Origin of the sequence: Nitrosomonas ureae, from assembly GCF_001455205.1 — a bacterium.
GTDB lineage: Bacteria > Pseudomonadota > Gammaproteobacteria > Burkholderiales > Nitrosomonadaceae > Nitrosomonas > Nitrosomonas ureae.
In genome coordinates this window covers 2,713,111-2,736,400 of record NZ_CP013341.1, presented here as the reverse complement: position 1 = coordinate 2,736,400, position 23,290 = coordinate 2,713,111, and the positions used below count along the sequence as shown (strand labels likewise).

Sequence of the window (23,290 nt, the reverse complement as noted above, 5' to 3'; positions counted from 1 at the left end):
GTTATGTCATATCGGGAAAACCGATCAGCAATTTATTCTTCAGACTTTTCAGTTCATCTCGATAGCGTGCTGCTTGTTCAAATTCCAAGTTCTTTGCAGCACTGAGCATTTTCTTTTCCACCCGCTGGATTTCCCTGGCCAGTTGCGATTCACTCATGGCGTCATAGCGTGCCTGCGTCTGTGCTGCTTTGAGGTTTTGCTGCGATGACTCATAGTTATAAATGCCATCGATGAGATCTTTAATCCTTTTATGCACCGATCGAGGAATAATTTGATGTTGCACGTTATGGTCTATCTGCTTCTGACGTCGGCGGTTTGTCTCATCAATCGCAACACGCATGGATCTGGTTATGGTTTCAGCGTACAGAATGGCCGTGCCGTTAATATGACGGGCAGCACGGCCGATAGTTTGAATCAATGACCTTTCCGAGCGCAGGAAGCCTTCCTTATCAGCATCCAATATCGCGACCAGTGAAACTTCAGGAATATCCAACCCTTCACGTAACAAATTAATCCCTACCAGCACATCAAATTGCCCCAAACGCAAATCGCGAATAATTTCAACGCGTTCTACCGTATCGATATCAGAATGCAAATACCGTACCTTGATTTTGTGATCCGAAAAATAATCGGTTAAATCTTCCGCCATGCGCTTAGTGAGCGTAGTAACCAGTACACGCTCATTCTTGGCAGTGCGCAAGCGAACCTCAGACATTAAATCATCGACCTGAGTCGTTACCGGACGTACCTCAATTATCGGATCAACCAATCCCGTCGGTCGCACTACTTGCTCGACGATCTGTCCGCTGTGCTGATGCTCATAATTCGCTGGTGTTGCCGATACAAACACAGTCTGCGGCATTCTTTTTTCAAATTCTTCAAAACGCAATGGACGATTATCCAAGGCGGACGGCAGGCGAAAACCATAATTCACCAGATTTTCCTTGCGTGACCGATCACCCTTATACATCCCTCCGATCTGCGGCACAGTGACATGGCTTTCGTCAATGATCATCAATGCATTGGATGGTAAGTAATCCAGCAGGGTCGGTGGCGGCTCACCTGGGTTTTTGCCGGAAAGATGGCGTGAATAATTTTCAATCCCTTTGCAGAATCCCAATTCATTAAGCATTTCCAGATCAAACCGGGTTCGCTGTTCAAGACGCTGGGCTTCAACCAGGCGATGTTCCTGGTAGTAATATTCCAGCCGTTCGCGCAGTTCATCTTTGATAGTTTCCATTGCACGCAATGTGGTACTGCGCGGCGTAACGTAATGACTGGAAGGATAAACGGTAAATCGCGATAGCTTTTGCAGCATGCGGCCGGTCAGCGGATCAAATAAAGACAGACTATCCACTTCATCATCAAATAATGACACCTTTATCGCTGCTTCCGAATTTTCCGCCGGAAAAATATCCACCACATCACCCCGGACGCGAAATACCCCGCGCTTGAATTCCAATTCATTGCGTTCGTATTGCATCTCGGTCAAACGCTTTATGACGTCACGCTGAGAAATCTTTTCACCGTTGCGCAAATGCAGAATCATGCCATGATAATCTACCGGATCACCGATACCATAAATACATGACACCGTAGCCACGATAATTGCATCATCGCGCTCCAGCAAGGATTTTGTCGCAGACAGACGCATCTGTTCGATATGCTCATTGATGCTCGAATCTTTTTCGATAAACATATCCCGTGCTGGCACATAGGCTTCCGGTTGATAGTAGTCGTAATAAGATACAAAGTATTCAATGGCATTCTCCGGGAAGAATTCACGCATTTCGGCATAAAGTTGTGCTGCCAGGGTTTTGTTTGGCGCAATTAAAATTGCCGGACGTCCTAAATGGGCGATCATGTTGGCAATCGTATAGGTTTTCCCCGATCCGGTAACACCCAGCAATGTTTGGAACGCAAGACCATCGTTTATCCCCTCAGTGAGCTGCACGATAGCTGCAGGCTGGTCGCCTGCAGGCGCAAATGCCTGATGTAATTTGAACGGACTATTGGGGAAGGTTACGATCACAGGTATAATTCCGACTGAATATTATGTTTTTGTACCATTCTAACATGCTGGTCTATTTATTTTAGTGCGAGGATTTTTGTGGAACTCTCCAGTCGCGTTCAAGCTATCAAGCCATCTCCCACTCTTGCTGTTACTGCGCGTGCCGCCAAGCTTAAGTCCGAAGGTAAGGATATTATAGGATTAGGTGCGGGCGAACCTGATTTCGATACGCCCCAACATATAAAAGATGCTGCGATTGCTGCAATTAATAAAGGCCAGACGAAATACACCGCCGTTGGTGGTACTCCCGGGCTAAAAAGTGCGATTGTCGCCAAGTTTAAACGCGAGAATAATTTTGATTTTGACGTTAAGCAAATTCTGGTTTCCTGCGGAGGTAAACAAAGCTTCTTCAACTTGGTGTTGTCTGTAATTAATCCGGGAGATGAGGTGATTATTCCGGCGCCTTACTGGGTTTCCTATCCTGACATTGTGTTAATCGCTGAGGGTAAGCCTGTGTTTATCAGTACCGGCATCGAACAGAATTTCAAGATTTCCGCACAGCAACTGGAAGCAGCTATTACACCCAAAACAAAAATGTTTGTTATCAACAGCCCCAGTAATCCCTCCGGGGCAGTTTATACTTTGAATGAACTCAAAGCATTGGGTGAAGTTTTACGCAAATATCCCAAAATTATTATTGCCACCGACGACATGTACGAGCATATTATGCTTACTGGAGAACGATTTGGAAATATTGCTAATGCCTGTCCGGACTTATTTCCCCAGACCATTGTTCTCAATGGTGTCTCCAAGGCTTATTCAATGACAGGATGGCGAATCGGTTATTGCGGCGGACCGGCACACATCATTTCAGCGATGGAAAACATTCAATCACAAAGTACATCGAATCCCAGTTCCATTTCACAAGCAGCTGCTGAGGCGGCATTAAATGGTGATCAATCATGTATCCATCCAATGGTTACAGCGTTCAAAGAGCGGAATATTTTTGTAACCGAACAATTAAATCAAGTTAACGGCGTGCAGTGTTTATCTTCGCAAGGCGCATTCTATGCATTTGCGGATGCTCGTCAATCGATCAATGCGTTATATGGGAAAAATCTGATAAGCACACAAAATGATATCGTATTTAGCGAATATCTACTGGAGAAAGCCGACGTTGCCGTGGTTCCAGGCTCTGCGTTTGGATGCGAAGGGTATATGCGGCTATCTTTTGCCACTTCAATGGAAAATCTTAAGCAAGCATTAAGCCGGATAAAGCATCTGCTGAAATAAGCTCACCTAATTCAGCAGATTTATATTTTTTATCTTAATGAAGCGCGGCCATTGCTGCTTTTTTAGTTTTTCCTGCCCGTGAAGGTATATTACACAAACCACACACGTGATTCGAATGAATTTCCAATGAATGCACCACATACTTGCCGTGACAATTTACACAAGGTGCTATGCACAATACGCCACTTTCAACAAAACGTGCTAAAGTCCACGCACGCGTTAAGCTTAAGACCTTTTCTAATTGATTGATTTTCACATGCTCATCATAGAGCCTATAACTTTTAATTAATGCATAAATGCCTTTAATCCCTGTATTTTCAGTTATATAATTATATATGTTGATAAACAGCGAAGAATGCATATTAGGTTGCCAACTTATAAACCAATCTTCTGAATAGGGCAGCATGCCTTTGGGAGGCGATACCCCTCTAATTTCTTTATATAACTTTACTAATCGTTCTCGACTCAGATCTGTGTTCATTTCCAATACCTGTAAACGAGCCCCTAATTGAATCAATTCAGTTGCCAGTTGAATTTGCTTGGCCTCGGTGATAATGCTTCGATTGCGCATGGGATCAGCCCTCTTTATATACTTGTTTTTACGCTACAGCTTCTGCAGGCTTTCCGGCCATCAAAATCGCCACATGCGACTTAGAGACAGATTGCTCACGGCTATCGTTGGATAACATTTCGGCAATCAAGCGATCATCAAAACGGAAACGACAAAGCAGCATATTTGACGCAGCCATTTTAATTAATTGTGCAGAAGTTAACTTATCCAGAATATCAGCCAGATCCTGATTAATGCCCAGCCGGTACATAGCGGATACCCTATCATCATGCAGCATTTGCTTTGCAAGCAATAGATAGCTTAAATTAATATCCCGGATTTCATCCAACATTTGATCTGTTTGCATTTAATCACCTCTAAAATAAATAAATTTTTAGTCGAAAACACGTATTCGTGTAGGTGAGATTTTCAATTATGACGCGGTGGAAGTAAATGGAAGTTAGACTTAAACAAAGCTAGGGAATCTACTTATCGCAATGTAGGAATTCGGCCTACATCGAAAGATTCGTAATTAGTTGAGTATTTGATATTTTTTTATTACTCAAGGAGATGTGCAATATATTAACTATTTGTGCTCCGGCAACCGGAAACAAAGCTCGCGCACTATGGGGTGTATCTAATAATGGTAGAAATCAAGTGTGCACTGTTTGCTGTGGATTTCCGTACACTGAATGATCGATAAAATTCATAATATCATGAACTCAAGAACTATCCATTTTGAGAATATCGAGAGAAAAATACTTTAAATAAGATTAATTGGAAATTAATTCATTCTGCAATGCGGTTTGTGACTACTCTAACCATTAATCCCCAATCTGCTCTCATGTTGAACTCAAGAACAAATCTGACGCTATGTCTTTGCGTTGCAATAAACTCCGTTCCACTATGCGCAATTTATTGAGCAGAATAGTTAATTGCAAATAGAATTGATCGCTGGCCATTAATTGGTGCCATTCATCGCCATCTGGATCATCTTCATCAAGATTACGCCAGAAAAGATTGCAGAAACTATGGAATGAAACTGGGTGTCCTGCAGTTAAGGTGGTTTTGATCTTATGATCTAGCCAACGCTGTCGCCTATCAATTAAACCTTCAACCCCATCACAAACAATGATCGATAAATAATCATGCAGATCTGTGGTACTGCGGATGCTTTTTAATTCAGGAAATTTTTGCCCAGTAATAGCGTTAGCAATCAATTCTTGTAAAGCAAAGGTTGAAATTTTGAGACTTACGCCTGTCTGTAGCTTATAGATTTTATCGAAATACATAAATCAATCGTTATTACGTAAGAAATGAAGCCAAAGTTAATGAGCGATTCGATTAATAATTACGATTATGGTTCACTCCGGCAAACTCACATCAATGTCATCATTGGCAGCTACAGCGAATTCATGGCTGGTTTAGTTGAATTGGCAATGCGAAGCTGTCACTTGTTGGAAACTCAAATAATACTGACTAACCTTATAGAAATTCGACGGAAATGACACAATACACTTCACCTCATCACCGGGTGGTCAGAAAAATCATGAAATGTTTCTAGCGTAATAAAAGCTTGAATCGGTGTCAATCAATCAAATACTATATACCTGCAATAATCATTCTCAATTCTTCCAATAAGTTACAGAAATCAGAATGTGATGATAGCTTGGAATTGATAACAAGCACTTTTGAAATGCTTGACAAAATCATCAAAGCGATCAAGATGTACTGGCAGTATTAATCATATTAATAAGGCTTTTATCCAATGAAAATAAGAGGCGGCGTCATATCCGAATTAAATCTGTTGTTTCAAAGAAAGTTGATTATCGGCATACAAAGAACATTTCCGCATATGAAATTTCATTTAGAAAAAATAGAAAAACCCGAATACCCATCTTTATCAGGCAGAAAACTTTTTACACGTTCATTGGCCGCATTAATCGATCCATGCGGCTGTTTTATTCAGATAACAAGAAAGGAGAGTATAAAATGACCATCGGTGAAATTTGTAATCGTGAAGTAATTGTGATTCAGCGAGATGAAACCGCTCAAGAAGCCGCCAAACTAATGCGTCAATTTCATGTGGGTGCTGTCATAGTAATCGACAAACCCAATGGCCGAGCAGTGCCAGTAGGAATGGTCACAGATCGTGATTTGATTGTCGAAATTATGGCAACAGAATTGGACGAAACAGTAATCACGGTCGGCGATATTATGGTACCCGATATATTTACTGTAAAAGAGAACACCGAGATGCATGAGGCGATCGAATTAATGCGCCGCAAAACTATCCGGCGCTTGCCGGTAGTAGATGATGCCGGCGAATTAATTGGTATTTTGACGTTAGATGATGCCCTGCAATGGCTGTCCGAATCATTGCTTGATCTTGCTAAACTGGTCAAGTATGAGCAGAAAAAAGAAGTTCGGCATCGTCCATAGTGAGTGATTTCAATCAACCGGGAATAATAGGTGTTATCCGGTTGATTGGCATGATTCTAAAAGATATTCCGCAATTTTTTAATTATGTGTAAAAATGAAGAGCGATAATTTCACGCATTAGTTTTACCGCCTTGAAGATCTCGTAATACCAAAAAGCTGGATTAATATCCCTGTCATATATCTTTGCTACTCTGGATGCTATCACCTTACACAAGGAGTGTCCCAGATGAAACAACTCTCCATTGCAACCCAACGCAATATTAATTATCAGTTAAACCGGCGCAAAAATAACCCGCAGTTTTATGAAACGGGTCAACTGAGGCGTGCAAGAATGCATGCAGCACGCCTCATTGAAACATTGGATGGCAAAAGACTGCTAACACCATTCCTGCGTGAACTACTGGAAGCAAGTTTAACTCTGGAAACGACAAATACTCGGATTCTTGCTGCATACTTAAAAAGATCTCCCGCCACTATCCGTAGCGAATTTCAGAAAATCTGCAGTACATTAGGAATGTACGCGGAATTCTCAAAAGATTACCAGAAGCAATCCTCATCCATGGTTAAGGAATCTGCCTAAAATAAATACCTCGCCGCAAACACAGGTGGAGTATTTTATTTAATTTCTCAACAATTATTGATTCATATCAAATCGGTTACTAAAGCCCTTTGTTAAAATTTAAATCATTGGACAACACACACTGATTTTATTTTTGTTATGTATCTAAAAATTGTTGGGAAGCATTTGGGCGCGAGTCTGAAGAAAAACAAAAAATATAATCCATATTTCGCTAATCAGTACCTTGACAGCGATTTTAACGCCATAACAGCAACAACGATAATTTCTCAATCCCTTACTAAATTGGATGAGTAACATGAAGTGTAATCAGCTGATATGCCCGTTACTCAGAAAAATAAAGGAGAATTCTCACATGTCTAGCAAACTGAATGAAACGGTAAGCAAGAAATCCCGTACAAAATTACCTAAAAACGAACCAAATATACTGGCCAATCAGATAACCCATAAAGATCAATTAATGGATCGCGAGGAAGCAATTGCAACCTCAGCCTATTACCGCGCTGAAAAAAGGGGATTTAGTAATAATGAGGCCGATATGGTACAGGATTGGTTAGAAGCTGAAACCGAGGTAGACAGTGTGTTAGAGCTGGATGACTTGAGTGATGCAGGTTTTCAATTCATGATCGATGAAACTGAATAATAAAGATAAGATAAATTACTTATTTTTAATTATAGAGATAGTATTTTTAGGCTAATATTCAATAACCGACCGGTGATAGCTGTACTGCAACGCTTAAATCTTGCAGGATAGCGGCAATTTTGCCTGACTGGAAATTCTCCCTGAGCAGTCGAATCTTAGCATTGTCATACCATCGTTCCCATTCTGACCGGAATACGCTGTCGGCCGAATTGACCGGGAAATTGATCATAATGACCTGCAATTGCTGCATTACAATGGGTGCAACGTCCGTCAGACGTTAAATGATATTGTTTAATTTCATACCAATCGCGCACGATTAATTCACCGTTGCAGAACGGACAAAAAGTGGTGTCGCCCTCAATAAAATGCACATTCCCGGTATACACGTAGTTTAGCCCGGCATTCAATGCAATATCCCGCGCTCTGATTACGGTTTCAGCCGGTGTCTGCGGTATATCCCTCAGTTTGTAATCCGGATGAAAAGCGCTGAAGTGCAGCGGCACATCAGTTCCCAATTCTTTAATAATCCACTCGCTCATCGCACCGATTTCCTGATCTGAATCATTTAAACCGGGGATCAATAACGTTGTCAGCTCAAGCCATACATCGGTTTCATGTCTCAGGTATTTTAAGGTATCTAATACAGGCTGCAGATGCGCCCCCGTTTGCTTGACATAGAATCCTTCGGTAAAGGCCTTGAGATCAACATTGGCTGCATCCATTTTGGCAAAGAAGTCGTGGCGAGGTTGAGCATGAATATAGCCCGCAGTCACGGCAACTGTTTTGAGGCCCTCAGTATGACAAGCATCGGCAACATCCATCGCATATTCGGCAAAAATCACTGGATCGTTGTAGGTAAATGCAACACTCTTGCAGCCATACTGCTTGGCATAGCTTGCAATAGCTTCCGGGCTGGCCTGATCCTGCAATTTATCAAAGTTCCGCGATTTGGAAATATCCCAGTTCTGGCAAAATTTGCATGCAAGATTACAACCTGCCGTGCCAAAAGATAAAATACTGCTGCCGGGATAAAATTGATTCAATGGTTTTTTCTCAATGGGATCAACACAAAAGCCGGATGAACGCCCATAAGTCGTCAGCACCATAGCAGCACCGGAACGCCCACGAACAAAACACGCTCCACGCTGCCCATCGTGCAGCTTGCAATCACGCGGACATAAATCACATTGAATCCGGCCATCATCGAGCAAATGCCAATACTTGGCGGGATGTTGCTGCATTGCACCAATCGGCTCATCCATGTGCACACTCCTTGACATTATCTATTTCCCGCCATTTCCTGACGGTATAGCGAGATAACTGAATCTTCTCAGACCAGAAATCTTCAGATAAACGGGCTTTCAGTTTTAGCTTGGCAAGAAATTTCTGGGGTTTAGGCAGATCTCCCCATACCTGAGGCAGAAATGTGCTGCGATGAAGTTCATATTCGAGCACAATGCCATCAACATTCGGACGCAACTGTGCCAGAGCATCGGCTTCGCTGGTAAAAGTCAGTGGTTGCAATTGCGATAACAACGAAACTTCAATCTTTATTGTATCGAGCTCATCCTTCACCAGCGGCAAGAAACGAGGATCATGCAATGCAGCCAGGAGCGCATTATTGCTGACATCTTCAAGCAATGGATCATACGCCTTCAGAGAACCGGCACAACCTCGCAATTCACCGTATTGGATTAAAGTGACAAAAGTTGCTCCCGGCTTGCTAAGCCAAGACATATGTTCCTCCACGGCTACCGCTGCACAAGGAACATGCAAAGCGCGTGCAATAGCTGTACGTGCAATTTGCAGTAAAATTCTTCCTTGTGGATCGTTATCACGCACCATGATTACTTCCTTGGCCAAACGCAATAGCTGCGTAACCGACTACTTGATCGCGAGTTCCCGTAGTATCTCCGGAATTCCTCAAATCCAGCAAATGCGGTATCAAGCCGTGTTTTTGCGCCGCAATTATCAAACCATTGATAGCTATACTTCCACAGGCATGATCGGATGCAATCGGCTGCTGTAATTGCAGTATGGATTGCACCGTTTGAATATCGATATGCTGCGCAGTTGCATAGGGTAAAAAATGTGATAAGTCGGAACTGATCACAATCAATGTTTCTTCATCGCCCCAGAGATAATCCAACACCTCAGCCACTTCTTCGGCTGACGCCATACCAATCGCTAATGGCAGGAAGGTGAATTCATTTAATACACTTTGCAGGAACGGAAGCTGCACTTCCAGAGAATGCTCCAATGCATGGGCTGCTCTGCTAATGCTAACTTGAGGCAAGTGAGCGATTGCATTGACTAAATCCGTATCCACGTTTACATCACCCAGTGGTGTAGTAAAAACATCCGCGCCTGGCAAAGCCAGACCATGCATGGCTACCCGATGCGCTGGCCCTAACAATACTACGCGCTGTAGGTTTGCAGCGGCCGTGCGCAAACTGGCATAAGCCGTTGCCGCGATGGCGCCTGAATATTGATATCCGGCATGTGGAACGATTAATGCTTTTGGCTTTAAGTCATGCCGATCTGCTTTTTCAAGCAGGAATTGCACATCCTGCCTCAGCTGCTGTTCATCAGCAGGATAAAAAAACCCGGCGACTGCGGGAGAACGAATAGTTGTCATCGTGCATTCTCTTGTTGATTCCTGACACTGCTATCAGACAAAAAATCAAGCAATAAATTGCAACCATCCGGCTGATCTATATCCAGTTATGCTATTGAGTACCTTATCATTGCATGAAATCAATTACACATTTCCAACACAGTAGCGCGTTGCTAAGGGGAAAAATTGCAATACTTGAAGTAACACGTTGGTTACCATCCTTCCTGATAAATGGTCATCAGGCTGGTCGCATTATCGGTGAGCCTGGCAATACTATGGCGGCCAAATCTCAAGTCTTCCAGATCCACATTGCGAGTAGGTAAAATCTCTCTCAACTCAAAATTAAATTGAATCAAGGGTGTGACATGATGCGAATCCAAATATATCTTTCCTGTTTCATCGGTATTGGAAACCGGGTCATGGACATCGGCAATCACATAAATTAATTCTTGCAATTGTTCGTTTGTTACGGATTTAGGATAAGTATCAAAAAAATGGTCCGGAACCGGCGAGGAATTGAAAGCAAATGTCTCCAATCCCAGAGCAGCGCCAATCGCTTGTGCCAATCCTCCTCCTAAAGAATGCCCTGCCACCGTAATCTTTTCATCCGGATGCAGAATCATTACATCCTGAGCAAATCTGAAGGCATCCTTAAATTGATCGCTCACCGTACCCGTGCCGATGGCTAAATCCGCTATGGCATCTCGTGCGGTGTCTTCCAGCTCCTTAAATGAGCATGGAAAATCGCACGTTTCAGTGCCACGAAATACCAGTGCCAATTCGCCCGTATCGCGGTTTTTATATACGCCTGCATCCATTCCGGAATTCGTTCCAGTGGATTTAATCAATTCCCAGGCGCCAACCACAACATTATCAAAATCATAAATGGCATCAGTGAGTTGCGCATACGGGATAGATCGAATCAGCAAATCGGCCGCCCGCCGCTCTTCAGGAAACAACATGCCATAAGGTTTCCAAGTGACATTGGGCACATAATCGGGATTGTTGTACAACGCGACTGAATTCAGCTCAAACACAGAAACGGCATCCACTGTCGCATCATTGGCATCGGTCACCCAGGTCAAGCTCACCGTATAACGCTCAGTCCCATAAAGCTTGGGAAAATCAACCTTTGGCAAAGTCAGCACACCTGTGAGAAAAGAAAACGTTGGGCTATTCGTTTCGGAGACATCGTCGAACTCCGCATTCAGCAATAAAAACCGATTTGGATTATCCGCCCCTAACCACTGTAGCGATGCTTTATATAATTGATCGCCAAATGAATCGCTCACGATGATTTTTTGCAAACACACCAAACCATTGGATTCAATCAACGTAACGGGTGCCGTCAAATCAACGCATTCTTCCGGCTGCGCTTTGGCAGTAGATACACAAAAGAACAGCGTTGCAACGCTGGTCAGTATGGCTAAATTAAAATACCCTATTGTCATAAAATGGCTCATTGATGAATGTAATTAAACTCAGCAGTTTAATCATTTTTCAGAAAATAGGTAGAGCCAAATCATATATTTCTGCTCACGCCATCAACGACCCTCCGGATTCCCCATTCACATTTACCCACAAGTGTGGCAAGCCCAAAGTATTGAGCCATTCGGCTCCATCTTCTCCTTTCAGCATGCCAATAGTGGACGCACTGCCGGCAACCACGCAAAACTCACCCAGCACGCTGACCGCTGCCATATACTGCACCGGCCAGCCGGTTTTTGGATTGAGCACATGGCCATATCGAATACCGTTCAGTATGATGCACCGTTCATAATCCCCGCTACTCGCCAATGCTCCGGAATGCAATAAAAGTGTTTGCAACAAACCCTCCGGATTACGCGGATGACGAATGGCAATGCGCCAAGGACTGCTGTCCGGATGCGGGCCGATGACTCTGATATCTCCTCCAAGATTAACCAGTCCATGATGTATGCCGGCATCCCAGCATAGTGAAGCAGCGCGATCGACAGCGTATTCCTTGACCACGCCGCCGAAATCAATTTCCATGTCCGAAGCCATGAACCTCAGAACCGGGCGCTGCCAGCTAATTTTATGCCAGCCTATTTTATTCAGAAGCAATTGAATTATTTCCGGATCAGGTATATCTCCAGACTTGAAATCCCAGGCGCGCCGCAAAATCCCGGAAGTAATGTCAAACAGGCCATCGCTTTGCTGATAACAGGTGTTGGCATAATCAAGCAATCCCGCAGTTTCATCATCGACACGGATGCGATCGCCTTGTTTTGCAATGCGGTTTATATCGGATAGAAAACTGTCGGTGCGGTAACGGGAGTATTTTGCTTCCAGGCGATACACATCATCCATGACTGACTTGGCGGCGCGTTTGACCTTTTTTTCATGATGGGCATAAAGCTGGATCGAGCAAGGCGAGCCCATTGCACTGAAATCGTAGTGATAGTACTTTAATTGCGCCCTCACAAATCAAATAACCACTCAGTAAATTAATTTTTAATGACCCAACCCGTTAAAACTGATAACTCCAGGTTGCCGACAGCATTCCCTGCCGGTCAAGCTGAAATCCATTGAAATCGTTCCTGACGGGTTGCAACCACTCAACTCCGAACCGGTTTCCGGCAAAACGTCCGCCTGGAATCCGCGCATTGACACCAAATCCCAGATCAAAAAATTGCCCACCGTAATTGGATGGAAAATCCATCGGGCCGATACGCGCATTGAATTGGTTAAAATCCCGATGTATGACATCTTGCCATGTGTAAGCACCCCGTGCTGTGGCAGTCAACCAATGCGTCAGGTCGTAGCCGCCCCAGGTTGTCGCCTGAAATTGGTCACCCAAGCGGTAGCCGGATTTATTTTGTGCTTCCAAACGCTTGATACCGCTGAATTGCGTACCCCACGACCAACGGTTATGGTCACCCGTATAAGTCAGGCTCGGGGTAAAATCCCAAGTGCCGCTGCCCAGTTGCATGCCAAAGTGGATCAATCCACCATCAATCTTAGCGATGCGGCGCAGCTCGATATCCACTTTCCCAGTCGGTGCGCTGAATCCAAGATTCACGTGCACACGATGACCGGGAATATCCAGCAATTTTATCAGTGATGAAAAATAAGTATCCCCCACTGCGCCGGTCTCATGCCCGGCCGCACCGGTATGTTCATGCACGCCCGGTTTAGGGGGCGGAGCCCCATCCAGCCTGCGCAAATTCATATCCATATCCATGAATGTCGGCATCAACATGACATTGAACCACTGCGTCGGTGCATACATGAGATCAACCATATGCATGCGCATATCCATGAATGTCGGCACAAACCGGCAAGATTCGCTGCCGCAACCTTGGTCAACAATAGCCTGATCATTCACTTTGTGCGTGCCATGCATCATATTTCCACCGGTCCAGTTGTACATAAACCGATAACCCGCCATGAAATCTCCGGATTTATCGAGCATATGACCAAACATAACCCCCGCAGGAGGCATCGCGTGATGATGCGGCGAAGCATGCGTATGCGGTGTGGAAGATCCGCCGGAGCCGACCATCGGCGAGGAAGTAGCCGGCTCAATATCAAACTTTATCGCGGCATTCGCCACATAATAATCAAAATCGGCAAAACTGTTGTTCCCGCCACTGCCAACCTGCATCGCGCTGGCGCGGGTATAGTATTCAAAACCGGCTTCCAGTGCCACACCTTTGCCCAGCATTTTATTTAATACCACGCCACCGCTTAATGCGCCAAATCCCGCCAGACGATGATCACTGGAAAAATGATCGGGTAATTTTCCAGCATCGAATGACGTTATTTTAGGTTGTGCATTAACCTGAAATCCATCAACTGGAGTACCATTCTGGTCAACCAAATCAAATTGAGTCTCGCCAAAATACTGTTTAGTTATATTATTCTGATCAACCCAGATTTTTCGTCCCAAACTATCAACTGCTTGTCTGCTATAGGTTTGTTGAGAAAATAAATAGGGTCGATAAAAACTGGCAGCATCTTGTGAGTAATAACGAATCCGGGGCGTCAACGTCCATCCGCTGCTGCCAATCGGTTGCACCCAACTGGCGTCGAACGTATGCGTATTGACTCCCCAATCATCGACCGATAGCCGGTAACCCAAATGCATCGCGGCATTAAACCAGTTGATATATTGAATGTATTTGGCATTTAGTGCGACCTGATTACGAATATCGGGACGTTGCTCGATCAATGCGCGTACATCACCCGTAATCGAACTATTGTTCAAACTTGCCGGGTCAATAAAAATGATCGAAGTGGCTTTATAGGGATTTTCCAGGAAGCCGGAACTATGCGTATAACCGATATTAGCATCGATCAATGCATTCTTGTTCAATACCTGGGTTAAACCAATATTCGTTACCCAGTCCTGCCGATCGCCTCGCAGAATCTCCGAACCGCTGCGCCTGACAATCTGCGACTCGTATGCAGTTTTGGTGATATAAGGCGATGAATCATGATCGAGAATGGCGCCGATTTTACTGGACGTATAGCCCCCACCAAATTTAACACTGGTCAGTTTCTGATTAAAATCCAGACGGCCACCGATAGAACCAAAGCTCGACTGATAATCTCTTTCCCGTGAAAATCCTCCACCCACATTGATTGCTGCTTCGTTCCATTCATGGCTCAAACCAAAATTGGCCTGGCGGCGTGTTTCCGGGGAAGCAGAGGACATGACTAATACCGATCGAGTATCGATATCGCCAGTTAATTGTTTCGTAATGGGATCGCGTCCGATAGGATTTAAATCCCGATCTAAAAGTATGTTGCTGTTGAGAATGGGAGAAGCACCAACCACTGTCCCATTAACTGTATAGGGACGATTACCTCCATCGGTGGCCAATGGCGTAATAGTGACCGGCGTTGCACCGGACCACGTGTCTTGGGTATATCCAAACGTAAATTTGGTGCGGTCGCTGAGCGAAAAAATCCCGCTGCCATGCAAAACATCGGCTGAAATGGGTTTTAAATTATTGGGAGCGCCAAGTAGGTTACGTTCGCCTTCCTGATAACGGCTATATTGAAAATTGACTCGATCTTTTCCTGCTGCATGCCCCGACGATAACAACAAGCCGGGCAAAACCAATGCCGCGGAAGTCAATGCCTGGAGTGTATTTCTTGATTTTGCTGATGGAACTAACTCCGTGGTGTTGATGAATGGCCGATATCCGCGTTGACGCTGAGGCTTCTTACTGTTTCGATGCAAATTGTGTTACCTCAATGGCCATTGCGGAAAGAACTTAGCTTTAATAGCAGCCACACCCCCCGCCACCGGAAGAGGATTTATGACTGGGCGCCGCTTCCCGGCTGCTATAGTTGTGTGATTGGATTTCGCTTTGCAAAGGATGAGGATCTATTTCCATCTGCATTTTTGCCAGATTGCCACGCTCCCAAGGCGCCACGCTCTTGCAGCCCGACAAAACAGCACACACTGCAAGAATTAAACAGTTCGCAATTATAACGCGATTATTTCGTCTAATCATTGGAGTTGGAAATACGCAAACATTAAGGCCGCCAGGAGACTACTCTTTCAGTAGTTGTGTAATCAGCGCACGTAATTCTTCTGATTCACCCGAACGAAATCCCTGATGAACATGGCGAATATTCCCGTTGCGATCGATCAAATACGATGTTGGCATCGCCATTAACTCAAATACTTTGGCACATTGTTTACTGGGATCTGCCACAATCGAAAAATCAACCGGGTTTTTGGCAAGAAACTCTTGCGCATCAGTAACCTTTTCATCCAGGTTGATACCGACCACATGCAAACCTTCATCCTTCAAATCCTGTTCCAATTGATTCAAAAATGGGAAAGATTTTATGCAGGGCGGACACCATGAGGCCCAAAAATCCATGTAGACCACTTTACCCTTCAATTCCTGCAGATCATAAGTGGGCTGACCATCCAGTGTGGTCAAGTGACAGGAAGACGATGCCCGCTCCAGATGCTCCGCGAAAGACGGGCTTGCAAACAGAAGTGGCAATGCAATAACAAAATAAGAGAATTTAATTTTTTTCATAACCAATACCTCAATGATCCAACAACACTATGATGTCATTATTGAAATTGATTAACCCGAATACCCGTGTCCGTATGCTCATTATTAATGGACATACAATGATATGACACAATAAAAGAGCGCGGACCCGGGCCGGTTTTGTTCACAAGCAAAAGATATGCGCCACCACCGCCCGCTATACTCACTTCGGGACTAGAAACGCCATCGCCGGAAACCGGATCGGTCGTGCTGATTGCGTTGATTCCTTTAATCATCTGCAAATTTACGAATAAATTAGCTTGTGGCAACGAAGTATCCTGAACACTGGCAACCAAACGGTGCGTATCAGAGGAACAAGTAACTTGCGCATAGCCGGTAAAACTGGCGATATTACCCTCAGGATCCATAGTGGCTCCGGCATCATGCGCATGACTGACCCCTGCAACCCCAAGCGCAGTTAAAGTAAAAATAATGGTTAGTGCTTTTTGAAAAAATAATTGTGCCATGATCGTACCTCATCGATAGCTTTCATACTTAATAACGCCCTTAATGTTCCAATCGCAGGCGTTTTTACACGCCTGCGATCGCCTTGCCTACAATATGGTGCAAATTATTGCGGCCAAACTTGACTACCATTAAAAATAATTGGCATATCCCGGTTGATTTGTGCCGCCGATGGTTTGACTTCAACCACCTGGCCTGTTCCTCCGCAGGAATCCGGTAGAGGATTGGTTTCACTCCGCGTAATGGTCAGTGAAGCCGCACCATCTTCCGGGCGATCATAAGGTGTGCCCAATCCCGCCAGGGTCCACCGATTAACGGTTTCATCACTAAATCCATCAACCGGTGTAATTTCACAAATATCGACGATCGATACATGGAATTTCACGCTGGCTGCGCAAGAGGTTGGTTCGATAATCGCTGCGCTGGTTCTAAAAGGAATAAAGCCTGCCATATCATGTGGCAAGGAATCACCACCGCCGGCCCAGAAACCGGAAACATTGCCATTGGCATCCGTTTTCTCACCTTGAAAGGTAAAGACAGCCTTGCTATATATTTTTGTATTCAGATTTCCCCAGTTTTGGATAAAATCGGTCAATGCACCGGCATGCGGCTGACCATCAACCGTGATGGTTGAATCCACGCCATCGGGAAACACTACGCTGGTACCGATGACATTGATTTCCCCGCAGCCATGACCGACAACAACGTTATTCGTAACTCTGACACCTTCAGCGATAAACGGTACTTCAAGCACAGTATGCGCGAATACATTTTGCCCAATGACTGATATTGCCGCAGCAATCACTGTACCTGCTACAAATTTAATTTTATTATGACTTGCCATTCCAATTCCTCTTTTAGTTAGTTCAGATGAATCTGATACTCTGTTTTTTCTGGTTTTTGCAACCCAATGCAATCTTTGTCTTAAGCTTCTAGAATCTTGAAACCGCAGTTTCACATTGTATTTACCGCATTCAATGTATTCTCAATTACTCTATCCACTGGCTCGATTATCCAACCCCTGAACATAAATTACAATGCGACAAATTGTCGCACCTCGCAATCAAGGATATCGACAGATCAATTTGTATCAGGCTTTTGTGTAAATTTGGGAGTGATGCGACATTTTGTCACATTGATTTTTCAGGCATCGAAAACTAATATTGACAACAGATCGTGTTCGATCAGCCATGTTTACGAAGTATATTGAGCTGCAAAAGGCGGGTTGAATTTTTTGCTATTCGTTCAGAAATATATGATTTGATTTACTTGAAGCATCCCTCCCTTAACCTCCGGTTTATACCGGAGGTTTATTTTGATCATTTTCCAATTGCTGATACTGGATTATCATTTATTCCTTTTTAATAATAACCACCTCTTCAACCACATCACTCTCGTCGTACTGAACCTGAAATGCCATATCGTCACCGCTAAAGGTGATTTCGGTCGGCGTACCAACCAACTCCCAAAGACCTAATGTTGCCACGTTGGCGGCACCATGCAGAAACGCTCTGCCAGCTTTGGTCCCGGTACTATATCCCTGCACAAACTTAAAAATTTCAAACCGCTTGCCGTTTTTGTATTCACTGATCACAGGAGCGCCAAATTCCGAGATTAATTGGGTTCTGGTCACCCCTTCCTTTAATAAATCGATGTCTTTTTTTTCCGGTTGTTTAGCCGCCATGAAAACAGAACACCCTGAAATCACCATTGCCCAAATCAAACACTGCAATGTAAGTAAAAATCTTCTTCTTAATACTAACCTATTTATTGCTAATGAAATCATAGTTCTTATATTGCCTAATTGGTCAATTGTTACAATAAAATGCCGTTATCCGAATCAAAAAAATAATGACCATAATATAAGTTATACATATATATTTTTATTATAAAAAAATGAATAAATATTATTTCTCTTTATATTAGAAAATTGCTATCTTTCGCCCCTGTCAATTTTGCGACTATTCGATGTAAATCGAGTTATACAATCCAAACAGTTAACTGAACATCGTTTAATTTATTAAAAAATAAAAATTTTAGTGATCGTACCCCATTACGAGGTAATTCATGCAGGAGAATAAAGTGAAATTTATTTGGTTTTTTTTACACATCGTCGCATTGAGTGCATTTATCGAACCGATTCAGGCGGCTTCAAGCAATCCGCCATTGATTGAAGGTGGAATGGATAAATCAAGTGTTGTGCGGATTGCTCAAACAGGTATCGCAGATTTAAAAACAGCTGCCGATAAATCAGTCGATCACTCAAAGTCATTGCCAGCCATCGTGCCGGAATCAAAGTCGGATGCAAACAAACAACTAGCCAGTTATTATCGGCGATCGGATGGTTATGCGACCAATCCGGAATCGGATCCGCCGCGCTATGTACGTCGCTTAAGCGATATAGGGATCCCTGCGCTTAGTGATTTAACCTGGTTGGATGTCGGTCTGGAACATCGCACGCGTTATGAATGGCGTAATAATGACATTCGGCGCATTGAAGGTGGCGAGGATAATCCGATATTTCTACGGCATCGTGCATGGATAGGTATTAGAGATATCCTGGATCCATTCCGGTTTGCAGTAGAGTTTCAGGATTCAAGAGTGGTTAATAATAAACATGCCATCACTGATCAGGAAAGAAATGAGTATGATCTACTGAATGCCTATGGCGAGTTATTTTTCAAAAAAGGACTTGGGGTCGACGATCGGAATCAGGACCGACCTATTCGCTTTCGCGTAGGCCGGATGGCCTATGAAACAACCGATAGGCGTTTTATCGCGCGCAATGAATGGCGCAATACCACCAATACATTTGAAGGCTTTCGCTTAAATCTGGGACGCGATGTCAATGACTGGGAGCTTGATCTATTTGGCCTGCAACCTGTCAGGCGCCTGCAAACAAAATTTGATGTAGCTAATGATCACTTATGGTTTTTTGGTGCTATCGGCCACTGGCGCAAATGGTCTGACATCGTCACCATACAACCGTATTATATGGGTCAGAAGCAATCGGCTGATCCGAATGGCTTTACCGCCACCAATCAGTTAGATCGGGAAATCCATATGCCGGGATTCCGTGCATACGGTAAGGTGGGTAATTTCTTTGATTTTGATGCCAGTTATAACCATCAGCTCGGATATAGCGGCCCATTGAGACAAGATGCGCAAGGGTATACTGTTGAAGTGGGACGGACTTTTGAACATCCATGGAAGCCTCGTCTGACGGGGTTTTATGGTTATGCCAGCGGCGATCGTGATCCTAATGACGGCGTCGATAATCGCTTTGATCGTTTTTTTGGATTTGCGCGACCTTGGTCTGCTGATCACTATGTTGTTTATGAAAACCTCAAGGCTCCTAAAATCCGCTTTGATCTTCAACCGATGCAGAAAATAGGATTTGAACTGACCTATGCCTGGTATTTTCTGGCCAGCAAACGGGATCGCATGTTCGATATTCTGGACGGCAACATCAGCAATACCATTAAGGATCCTGGGTTTAATCGCGATCGAACCGGACAAAGCGGGGATTATGCCGGTCATTCCCTGGAAGGACGCATCCGTTATCAAGTAACACCCAAAATCAACGCTGTTATCGGATACACTCACTTTACCGCTGAAGATTTCGTGAAAAACCGCATTGCAGCAAGCCCATCCTGTGCAAGCGGTAACATACACCCCTGTGTTGACCATCGCTCGGGCAATACCGATTTCCTGTATTTCGAAGTATTAATCAGCTTGCTATAAACCGCCCCGAAAATCTTTCAGACTCAAACACCTTAAGCCAAGTCAACATTCATATAAAAATCAGTTTATCCGAGAATTCGCTATGCGCGATCTTTTCCAGGTACTTTCTGGCCCTTTCGCCCACCCCTGCACCATGTTGCAAATAAGACTGCGCGGCCAATTTAGGTGAATAATTACTGACGATATAACCCTGATCTTTAATTTCTGTCGAAGAAAGTGAAGTTACCGCCAATTTCCCTTTACTTAATTTAATAACGAGCAGCTTCTTTCCGCTTGAAGCAACAATTAATGCTGTATTTCGATGCTGATTGATAATAACAGTAGGTTGCATGGCAATAAAAAGCTTTGAAGTAATCAATAACTACGAATCAGGTTCATCGAATCGAATTATCAACAATATTAAAAGTTTTCATAGCGGTTGATATCGAATATACCCGCTATCAAAGGTTGTCTCTCGCTCTGCCAAGCAGTAAAGTCATGTAGAATTTCCCAAAATTGCGGATGTGTACGCCGTATCCCCCAAGTTTCCACAATATACTCGAAATGCTCCATTTTCTCTGCGTTACCAAGCAATGTGACAAATTCCCCGATTTGAGCGACAGGCACATCAAAGATAAAATTAGGATAGCTTCCGGTGATACCCGGATATATTGTAAGTTGATCTTTCTCAGGCTGATACCGTAATTCTTCCCCCAGAATAAAAGCAACATTGCTATGCGCGCGGTCTCGCAGCAACGAATACACAGTGCGCTCATTTTTCTCATTTGTGACGCGTATAAATGTCACTTCCGGCAATTGCTTGATGCCACTCAGCCCGGCCGCAGGTCGTGCTGCAAGGTTAGATAAAGCTGCATCTGCGCTTTGCACCCACTGTGGTTCATCCGGCCGACTGCAATTTGAGTTCTGGCAACGATTCAGTGGATCGGATGGCATAGTATTGACAGATTGAAAACGAGCAAGAATTCTATGGGCTAATTCTTGCTTCGGATTTTCTGTGGTAAAAATTTCTGCCGATGGCGATTCATCGTCAATCCTTTCGTAAACAATCCCGAACTTCAGCTTACCTAAATCCTGATACCAATCATGCAAAATGGCTTCACGTTGACCGGCCGGCATCAAGCGCATGAAGTTATGTTCCGAACCGTTGCGTATCACGTCGAAATACAGTCGGGTCAACAGTTGATGCGCAACGTTACCGAATACATCGAAATTAACCACAAGTTCATAGTAAGTTCGTTCAAGCAATGGATAATCCATTAACCATAGTGTCTGCGGAATATCGCCAACAAGCCCCCCAACCACCGAAGCGCTATTATGGTGACGGAAAATAGTCAATAAAGCATTTTTATTCTTACCAGCACCATCCCAGATATGCGCGAGCGAAGCGCCTTGCGGTTGTTGCGATACATACTGATTCTGACGCAACGCCTGATAGTCATTATGTCGTTTAAGATAATGCAGCCAGTTTTTACCCATTTTAAGCAGATTATCATTTTGTCCTGGCATTGCCAGCAAAGGAATAGCTTCGCGTTGATAAGCGGTATTAGTTACAAAAAGATCGGACTCTGGATCCTGAAACAGTGTCCAGAAATGGTCTCGTATTACATCGGTAGCAATCTGTCCACGGCAAACCGGTCCATGAATGAAAGTACGCACGAAATATTCCGCATCATCCAACATAAACTGATAGCGGGCGTAAGCCGGAATATCGACGAACGTCACAAATGGATTGGCACGCTCTGTATAACTGTAACCTGGCAAATTTCCCATCGGCCAGGGTTTATTAAAAAAAAGTGCATTGATTCGTTGTTGTTTTTCCTGGTGCAGTGGATAAGGAATACGCCGCTTGTGCACGATGCTGCCAGTAATCGGGCGCAGGCGATAAAAAAACGGCCCCATGGGATCGTCATTCGGATTGACGGTGACAATCGGTTCGATATCCGTACCCGATGGTGTCGATGAGCGCAATATCTCAAAGAAACGAGGCGCTCCCTCCAGTTCAGGAAAGTACAGAGATGCCACAAACAGATGTTCGAACAACCAGCGTGCCACAAGCTTGTTGCGATTTTCATTCTGATTGAAAAACATCTCCCACTCTTCAATTACCTTTTTTTCATCGCTTGTAAGGATGACAGGTTCATCCGGAATCACTGCCCCTTGCTTGACCCAGCCAGCCAAGAGGGAATATTCCTGGTCGCTAAGGCCGGTTACTGCAAACGGCATGCCACTGAGGGGGTATTCATGCGCATAATCTGTAAATTTTTCACTAGAGGCACACTGATTTTTCCGGCTAATGCCCAATTCTATGGAATCCGGCAATTTACTGTTCGCTGGAAAAGGAAACTGCTTTGCCAGAGAAATCATGCTAGATATTAACGCTTCCGACTGTTTATTCTCAGCGTGCAACACAGAATAAAAACCACGCTCACGCCAACCGGAAATAGTCTGTTCATCGAAACCCAATCGAGTAGGCTGCATCGCCTCAGTCCGTGCGCCCCCGTAGATTGATTCACGGAAAGCACCGCGCAACAACCCTTCTGCACCTTCCAGATTAAGCTGGCACGGCGCATCGTAACAACTGTGACATGTCACACATTTTTTCTCAAGAATCGGGCGGATTTCTTCAGCATAGGAAACAGGATTTTCGGCGGGCGCTGGCAAAGCAATCGGAGTCGGTGCAGGCGCAATGCTGGAAAATAGAGTGTTATTAATTTGACATGCAGGCAATAAAAAAAACAAACTTACAAAATACATGCATGGACGAAACATCCGCATGAATGAACCCCATATGGTGAATTGATCGAAGAAACCCTGATTTATCGTTGCTTAAAGGAATCGTTAATCATGCTTCTGACGGTTCCAGAAAGTCATCTCTGACACAACCTCATGAACTTAATAGCG

General features: G+C 44.1%; 23 protein-coding genes. 6 read left to right on the top strand and 17 right to left on the bottom strand.

Annotation, left to right across the window (positions count from 1 at the left end; genetic code table 11):
• Position 1: 1 nt before the first annotated feature.
• On the bottom strand, positions 2-2,032 hold the full coding sequence (gene uvrB / locus ATY38_RS12755; RefSeq protein ID WP_062559636.1) for an excinuclease ABC subunit UvrB: 2,031 nt from the start codon (positions 2,030-2,032) through the stop codon (positions 2-4).
• Between the two features lie 78 nt (positions 2,033-2,110).
• On the opposite strand from uvrB, the gene ATY38_RS12750 reads away from it, so the two are divergent.
• On the top strand, positions 2,111-3,304 hold the full coding sequence (locus tag ATY38_RS12750) for a pyridoxal phosphate-dependent aminotransferase (protein WP_062559635.1): 1,194 nt from the start codon (positions 2,111-2,113) through the stop codon (positions 3,302-3,304).
• A gap of 34 nt (positions 3,305-3,338) precedes the next feature.
• On the opposite strand, the gene flhC is transcribed toward ATY38_RS12750, so the two are convergent.
• The 3 genes from flhC to ATY38_RS12735 all read right to left on the bottom strand — a co-directional run bounded on the left by flhC (position 3,339) and on the right by ATY38_RS12735 (position 5,146).
• Positions 3,339-3,875 carry a flagellar transcriptional regulator FlhC gene (gene flhC, locus ATY38_RS12745; RefSeq protein WP_062559634.1) on the bottom strand — a complete coding sequence of 179 codons (537 nt, stop codon included), beginning with the start codon at positions 3,873-3,875 and terminating at the stop codon, positions 3,339-3,341.
• Between the two features lie 28 nt (positions 3,876-3,903).
• Positions 3,904-4,221 (bottom strand): flagellar transcriptional regulator FlhD, encoded by a 318-nt coding sequence (gene flhD, locus ATY38_RS12740; RefSeq protein WP_062559633.1) that lies wholly within the window; start codon positions 4,219-4,221, stop codon positions 3,904-3,906.
• Between the two features lie 475 nt (positions 4,222-4,696).
• Positions 4,697-5,146: a hypothetical protein gene (locus tag ATY38_RS12735; protein WP_062559632.1), complete on the bottom strand. Its 450-nt coding sequence runs from the start codon at positions 5,144-5,146 to the stop codon at positions 4,697-4,699.
• Between the two features lie 39 nt (positions 5,147-5,185).
• Between ATY38_RS12735 and ATY38_RS16135 the strand changes: the two genes are divergently transcribed.
• From ATY38_RS16135 to ATY38_RS12715, 4 genes are all read left to right on the top strand, one after another.
• Positions 5,186-5,362 (top strand): hypothetical protein, encoded by a 177-nt coding sequence (locus tag ATY38_RS16135; RefSeq protein WP_158441784.1) that lies wholly within the window; start codon positions 5,186-5,188, stop codon positions 5,360-5,362.
• Positions 5,363-5,846: 484 nt separating this feature from the next.
• Complete coding sequence (locus ATY38_RS12725) at positions 5,847-6,296, top strand: CBS domain-containing protein (protein WP_062559630.1); 450 nt, start codon at positions 5,847-5,849, stop codon at positions 6,294-6,296.
• Positions 6,297-6,522: 226 nt separating this feature from the next.
• A complete protein-coding gene (locus tag ATY38_RS12720) occupies positions 6,523-6,876 on the top strand; it encodes a hypothetical protein (RefSeq protein WP_062559629.1) in 354 nt (117 codons plus the stop codon).
• A gap of 352 nt (positions 6,877-7,228) precedes the next feature.
• A complete protein-coding gene (locus tag ATY38_RS12715; protein ID WP_062559628.1) occupies positions 7,229-7,516 on the top strand; it encodes a DUF2934 domain-containing protein in 288 nt (95 codons plus the stop codon).
• Between the two features lie 164 nt (positions 7,517-7,680).
• Here ATY38_RS12715 and amrS read toward each other — a convergent pair whose 3' ends face one another.
• The 11 genes from amrS to ATY38_RS12660 all read right to left on the bottom strand — a co-directional run bounded on the left by amrS (position 7,681) and on the right by ATY38_RS12660 (position 18,431).
• Positions 7,681-8,778, bottom strand: a complete 1,098-nt coding sequence (gene amrS / locus ATY38_RS12710) for an AmmeMemoRadiSam system radical SAM enzyme (RefSeq protein WP_062559627.1) — start codon at positions 8,776-8,778, stop codon at positions 7,681-7,683.
• Positions 8,771-9,361 carry an AmmeMemoRadiSam system protein A gene (gene amrA, locus ATY38_RS12705; RefSeq protein ID WP_062559626.1) on the bottom strand — a complete coding sequence of 197 codons (591 nt, stop codon included), beginning with the start codon at positions 9,359-9,361 and terminating at the stop codon, positions 8,771-8,773. The genes amrS and amrA overlap by 8 nt, the downstream gene beginning before the upstream one ends.
• A complete protein-coding gene (amrB, locus tag ATY38_RS12700) occupies positions 9,351-10,154 on the bottom strand; it encodes an AmmeMemoRadiSam system protein B (RefSeq protein ID WP_062559625.1) in 804 nt (267 codons plus the stop codon). Before amrB ends, amrA begins: the two co-directional genes overlap by 11 nt.
• Positions 10,155-10,345: 191 nt before the next feature.
• Entirely contained in the window at positions 10,346-11,584 is a 1,239-nt protein-coding gene (locus ATY38_RS12695) for a Tle-like phospholipase domain-containing protein (protein WP_062559624.1), read from the bottom strand.
• Positions 11,585-11,669: 85 nt separating this feature from the next.
• On the bottom strand, positions 11,670-12,536 hold the full coding sequence (locus ATY38_RS12690) for an FAD:protein FMN transferase (RefSeq protein WP_062559623.1): 867 nt from the start codon (positions 12,534-12,536) through the stop codon (positions 11,670-11,672).
• Positions 12,537-12,624: 88 nt separating this feature from the next.
• On the bottom strand, positions 12,625-15,345 hold the full coding sequence (locus tag ATY38_RS12685; protein ID WP_082633044.1) for a DUF3570 domain-containing protein: 2,721 nt from the start codon (positions 15,343-15,345) through the stop codon (positions 12,625-12,627).
• 40 nt (positions 15,346-15,385) lie between these two features.
• The gene (locus ATY38_RS12680; protein WP_235590298.1) at positions 15,386-15,559 is read right to left on the bottom strand and encodes a DUF4266 domain-containing protein; all 174 of its coding nucleotides are present in this window, start codon (positions 15,557-15,559) and stop codon (positions 15,386-15,388) included.
• A 102-nt stretch (positions 15,560-15,661) separates the two neighbouring features.
• Positions 15,662-16,162 carry a TlpA family protein disulfide reductase gene (locus ATY38_RS12675; protein ID WP_062559621.1) on the bottom strand — a complete coding sequence of 167 codons (501 nt, stop codon included), beginning with the start codon at positions 16,160-16,162 and terminating at the stop codon, positions 15,662-15,664.
• Between the two features lie 38 nt (positions 16,163-16,200).
• The gene (locus ATY38_RS12670; protein ID WP_062559620.1) at positions 16,201-16,647 is read right to left on the bottom strand and encodes a hypothetical protein; all 447 of its coding nucleotides are present in this window, start codon (positions 16,645-16,647) and stop codon (positions 16,201-16,203) included.
• 104 nt (positions 16,648-16,751) lie between these two features.
• Positions 16,752-17,489 (bottom strand): hypothetical protein, encoded by a 738-nt coding sequence (locus tag ATY38_RS12665; RefSeq protein WP_062559619.1) that lies wholly within the window; start codon positions 17,487-17,489, stop codon positions 16,752-16,754.
• Between the two features lie 507 nt (positions 17,490-17,996).
• Positions 17,997-18,431 (bottom strand): hypothetical protein, encoded by a 435-nt coding sequence (locus ATY38_RS12660; protein WP_082633043.1) that lies wholly within the window; start codon positions 18,429-18,431, stop codon positions 17,997-17,999.
• A gap of 296 nt (positions 18,432-18,727) precedes the next feature.
• Here ATY38_RS12660 and ATY38_RS12655 point away from each other — a divergent pair, with 296 nt between their 5' ends.
• Entirely contained in the window at positions 18,728-20,389 is a 1,662-nt protein-coding gene (locus ATY38_RS12655) for an alginate export family protein (protein WP_062560208.1), read from the top strand.
• 49 nt (positions 20,390-20,438) lie between these two features.
• Here the strand turns inward: ATY38_RS12655 and ATY38_RS12650 are convergent, their stop codons facing one another.
• Positions 20,439-20,720, bottom strand: coding sequence for a hypothetical protein (locus tag ATY38_RS12650; RefSeq protein WP_143023452.1), 282 nt, complete (start codon positions 20,718-20,720; stop codon positions 20,439-20,441).
• A gap of 68 nt (positions 20,721-20,788) precedes the next feature.
• Positions 20,789-23,164 (bottom strand): fatty acid cis/trans isomerase, encoded by a 2,376-nt coding sequence (locus ATY38_RS12645; RefSeq protein ID WP_062559616.1) that lies wholly within the window; start codon positions 23,162-23,164, stop codon positions 20,789-20,791.
• Between the last annotated feature and the right edge of the window lie 126 nt (positions 23,165-23,290).

What these genes read in the sequence shown, in the direction of transcription:
- flhC (WP_062559634.1), bottom strand. Translation starts at nt 3,875, where the DNA reads ATGCGCAATCGAAGCATTATCACCGAGGCCAAGCAAATTCAACTGGCA.
- flhD (WP_062559633.1), bottom strand. Translation starts at nt 4,221, where the DNA reads ATGCAAACAGATCAAATGTTGGATGAAATCCGGGATATTAATTTAAGC.
- ATY38_RS12735 (WP_062559632.1), bottom strand. Translation starts at nt 5,146, where the DNA reads ATGTATTTCGATAAAATCTATAAGCTACAGACAGGCGTAAGTCTCAAA.
- ATY38_RS16135 (WP_158441784.1), top strand. Translation starts at nt 5,186, where the DNA reads ATGAGCGATTCGATTAATAATTACGATTATGGTTCACTCCGGCAAACT.
- ATY38_RS12725 (WP_062559630.1), top strand. Translation starts at nt 5,847, where the DNA reads ATGACCATCGGTGAAATTTGTAATCGTGAAGTAATTGTGATTCAGCGA.
- ATY38_RS12720 (WP_062559629.1), top strand. Translation starts at nt 6,523, where the DNA reads ATGAAACAACTCTCCATTGCAACCCAACGCAATATTAATTATCAGTTA.
- ATY38_RS12715 (WP_062559628.1), top strand. Translation starts at nt 7,229, where the DNA reads ATGTCTAGCAAACTGAATGAAACGGTAAGCAAGAAATCCCGTACAAAA.
- amrS (WP_062559627.1), bottom strand. Translation starts at nt 8,778, where the DNA reads ATGGATGAGCCGATTGGTGCAATGCAGCAACATCCCGCCAAGTATTGG.
- amrA (WP_062559626.1), bottom strand. Translation starts at nt 9,361, where the DNA reads ATGGTGCGTGATAACGATCCACAAGGAAGAATTTTACTGCAAATTGCA.
- amrB (WP_062559625.1), bottom strand. Translation starts at nt 10,154, where the DNA reads ATGACAACTATTCGTTCTCCCGCAGTCGCCGGGTTTTTTTATCCTGCT.
- ATY38_RS12695 (WP_062559624.1), bottom strand. Translation starts at nt 11,584, where the DNA reads ATGACAATAGGGTATTTTAATTTAGCCATACTGACCAGCGTTGCAACG.
- ATY38_RS12690 (WP_062559623.1), bottom strand. Translation starts at nt 12,536, where the DNA reads ATGGGCTCGCCTTGCTCGATCCAGCTTTATGCCCATCATGAAAAAAAG.
- ATY38_RS12675 (WP_062559621.1), bottom strand. Translation starts at nt 16,162, where the DNA reads ATGAAAAAAATTAAATTCTCTTATTTTGTTATTGCATTGCCACTTCTG.
- ATY38_RS12670 (WP_062559620.1), bottom strand. Translation starts at nt 16,647, where the DNA reads ATGGCACAATTATTTTTTCAAAAAGCACTAACCATTATTTTTACTTTA.
- ATY38_RS12665 (WP_062559619.1), bottom strand. Translation starts at nt 17,489, where the DNA reads ATGGCAAGTCATAATAAAATTAAATTTGTAGCAGGTACAGTGATTGCT.
- ATY38_RS12660 (WP_082633043.1), bottom strand. Translation starts at nt 18,431, where the DNA reads ATGATTTCATTAGCAATAAATAGGTTAGTATTAAGAAGAAGATTTTTA.
- ATY38_RS12650 (WP_143023452.1), bottom strand. Translation starts at nt 20,720, where the DNA reads ATGCAACCTACTGTTATTATCAATCAGCATCGAAATACAGCATTAATT.
- ATY38_RS12645 (WP_062559616.1), bottom strand. Translation starts at nt 23,164, where the DNA reads ATGCGGATGTTTCGTCCATGCATGTATTTTGTAAGTTTGTTTTTTTTA.